4 protein-coding genes are annotated in these 2,146 nt (G+C 34.3%); 1 reads left to right on the top strand and 3 read right to left on the bottom strand.

Annotated features, from left to right (window positions below; all coding sequences use genetic code 11):
• Positions 1-133 precede the first annotated feature (133 nt).
• From QZZ51_RS16545 to QZZ51_RS16535, 3 genes are read right to left on the bottom strand one after another with little or no spacing between them, the layout of a single operon-like run.
• Positions 134-397, bottom strand: coding sequence for a DUF6327 family protein (locus tag QZZ51_RS16545; protein WP_291871707.1), 264 nt, complete (start codon positions 395-397; stop codon positions 134-136).
• A complete protein-coding gene (locus tag QZZ51_RS16540; protein ID WP_291871705.1) occupies positions 394-738 on the bottom strand; it encodes a phage holin family protein in 345 nt (114 codons plus the stop codon). Before QZZ51_RS16540 ends, QZZ51_RS16545 begins: the two co-directional genes overlap by 4 nt.
• A gap of 5 nt (positions 739-743) precedes the next feature.
• Positions 744-1,073, bottom strand: a complete 330-nt coding sequence (locus QZZ51_RS16535; protein WP_291871703.1) for a YtxH domain-containing protein — start codon at positions 1,071-1,073, stop codon at positions 744-746.
• 159 nt (positions 1,074-1,232) lie between these two features.
• Between QZZ51_RS16535 and QZZ51_RS16530 the strand changes: the two genes are divergently transcribed.
• Positions 1,233-1,730, top strand: a complete 498-nt coding sequence (locus QZZ51_RS16530) for a hypothetical protein (protein WP_291871701.1) — start codon at positions 1,233-1,235, stop codon at positions 1,728-1,730.
• Positions 1,731-2,146 lie beyond the last annotated feature (416 nt).

Raw genomic sequence — 2,146 nt, 5'->3', positions numbered from 1 at the left:
GTAAATATTTAGCTAAGTTTGAGTTCAAATTTTAAAGTATATAATTGAGTTCAAAGTTATAATTTTAAACTTTGTCCCCAAGTTTTACGCTTGACCCGAAAAACTTCTGTTAGTTGTTGATTTTAAGTAAGCACTACCTCTGAGTTTTTTTATGGTGCCTTTTGCGAATGATACCTAATATTCTCTTTGAAACAAAGGCGAGAAGCATATTTTTCCAGGTGTCATTATGCGTAAAGGTAGCACCTAATCCTTGTAAAAGTTTGCGGGAAACCAAATCGCCTTTAGCTCGGTAAAAATGTAGTTTTAGACTTTCTTGGTCGATTTCTCGTTGCAGTTTTAAAACTTTTAAACGTGCATCTATTTCCTCAAAGGACTTATATTCTTTTACCATAATCATTCGAAATAGTGTTTAGAGAATTTTTTAATGATGGGCCCGTTCAGTTTCTTCCTGAACATATAGATTAAAAAGCCAATGAGCATATAAAAAACGCCAACGATAATAAAACCACTAAAGTAACTGTCTAATTGATCAGACAGAGCTAAGCAGGCGGCGAATGATAAGAAAAGTAGCGCGAAAACGAATCCGATACCTATCAGCACAAACTGCGCAATACCCGTGAGATGGTGCATAACAACTTTAAATATTTTAAGTCTTAGAAACTCGTCGCTATGTTCTACATAAGACCTCATATCGGCTTCCGCACCCATGAGGTCTTCTTTAAATTCTTCAAAAGCCATATCTCTTATTTTTGGAGTTGGGCATTTTTCTTTTTAAGATCTTCCAATTTGCGCTCTAGCTTGTCTATGATATCATCTGCCTTATAGCTCATGGTTGTGATGGCTTCATCCAATTTACGGTCAAATACATCTTTTTGCTCGTCTGCACTTTTGGTAAGCTCTTCTTTAGCATGTGAAATACGATCCGCAAGATCGTGGGTAGTATCGTCAACTTTTTGTTTAATCTTGTGACGTGTCTCGATACCCTTGTCTGGAGCATACAAAATTCCTATTCCCGCTCCTATAGCAGCTCCTGTTAAAAGTGCTAGTAATACATTTCCACTATCGTTTGTCATGATATTGATTTTAAGTTATTAAATCATTTTAATTTCTATTCAAAAATAGAGTGTAAAAAACACTATTGAAATGACTTTGGTCATTCTTATTAAATACAACGCTTTTTAAATTTGTAGCGCAGGAATGAACCAACCTACTTATATTTTAAACATTCCTAAATGATGAGAGTAGAGATTACAAAACAGAAGCAAAAGCTTTTTTTTATAAAGAGCTATCAATATCTCTGGCAGCTTGAAGAAGTTATTCAAGAGATATGTAAGAATGCCACACCGCAACTACAATTGTCCGTTCTAGGTAAATTGACGCAAGATTGTATTTCAAATAATAAAGAGAGCATAAAGGACGAAAAAAAATTAAAAAACTATTGGAAAGGCTCGTTGGGAGCCACTTCTGATTTTGGACTTTTCTGTAACCCTGAAATAGGCACACTATTTATAGTAGGGGATTTAACACATCAATTCTTGCACGATATGGACGGAAAGCCCTTGGGGGAAATGTCTTCTGGATCCTACGGAATTTTAAGAGGTTTAGGAATATCTGAAAATAATGCGTCTATGTACATAAAAGATTTGAATAAAGATTGCTTTCTTCTTATTCTACGGAGCTATGATTTTGAATTAGATATCATGCAAGAACTAATTGAAAATTTTAAATAAAAGTGTAGTTTAATTTTAGAGTAAGATTTATATCTGTTCTAATTTTTTAAATAATTAAAACAAAAACAGGAGACCTTGGTCTCCTGTTTTCTACGAAATGTTACAATTTGTTTATGCTTCCTATCAGGCTTTTACACCATTTTATTTCTAAAAGAACCTAGAAGTCGATTTTGGCACAAACAGCATCGTTCAAATCGCTATGGCCCTTTTTTTCCTTAAAGAACTAAAGACCAATATCTTATTTTAAAAGAAATCGAGGTACCGAAGTACCTCGGTTTCCTAGAAGATGCTCTTCGACCTAATTTCCACTTAAACTGATCCTACTTGAATATATTGCTACGTCCGTTCGAGATTCAAAAGGTATAAAAGGTGTCTGTACCTCTTCTTTTCTTACATCTTAGTACTCCCCACGAACA

The sequence above is a fragment of the Maribacter sp. genome (assembly GCF_016744255.1).
Classification (GTDB): domain Bacteria; phylum Bacteroidota; class Bacteroidia; order Flavobacteriales; family Flavobacteriaceae; genus Maribacter_B.
Note: the sequence above shows the minus strand (reverse complement) of the source record. Positions and strands in the feature narration are given on the sequence as shown.

Coding starts and splice junctions, on each gene's coding strand:
- QZZ51_RS16545 (WP_291871707.1), bottom strand. CDS start 397: ATGATTATGGTAAAAGAATATAAGTCCTTTGAGGAAATAGATGCACGT.
- QZZ51_RS16540 (WP_291871705.1), bottom strand. CDS start 738: ATGGCTTTTGAAGAATTTAAAGAAGACCTCATGGGTGCGGAAGCCGAT.
- QZZ51_RS16535 (WP_291871703.1), bottom strand. CDS start 1,073: ATGACAAACGATAGTGGAAATGTATTACTAGCACTTTTAACAGGAGCT.
- QZZ51_RS16530 (WP_291871701.1), top strand. CDS start 1,233: ATGATGAGAGTAGAGATTACAAAACAGAAGCAAAAGCTTTTTTTTATA.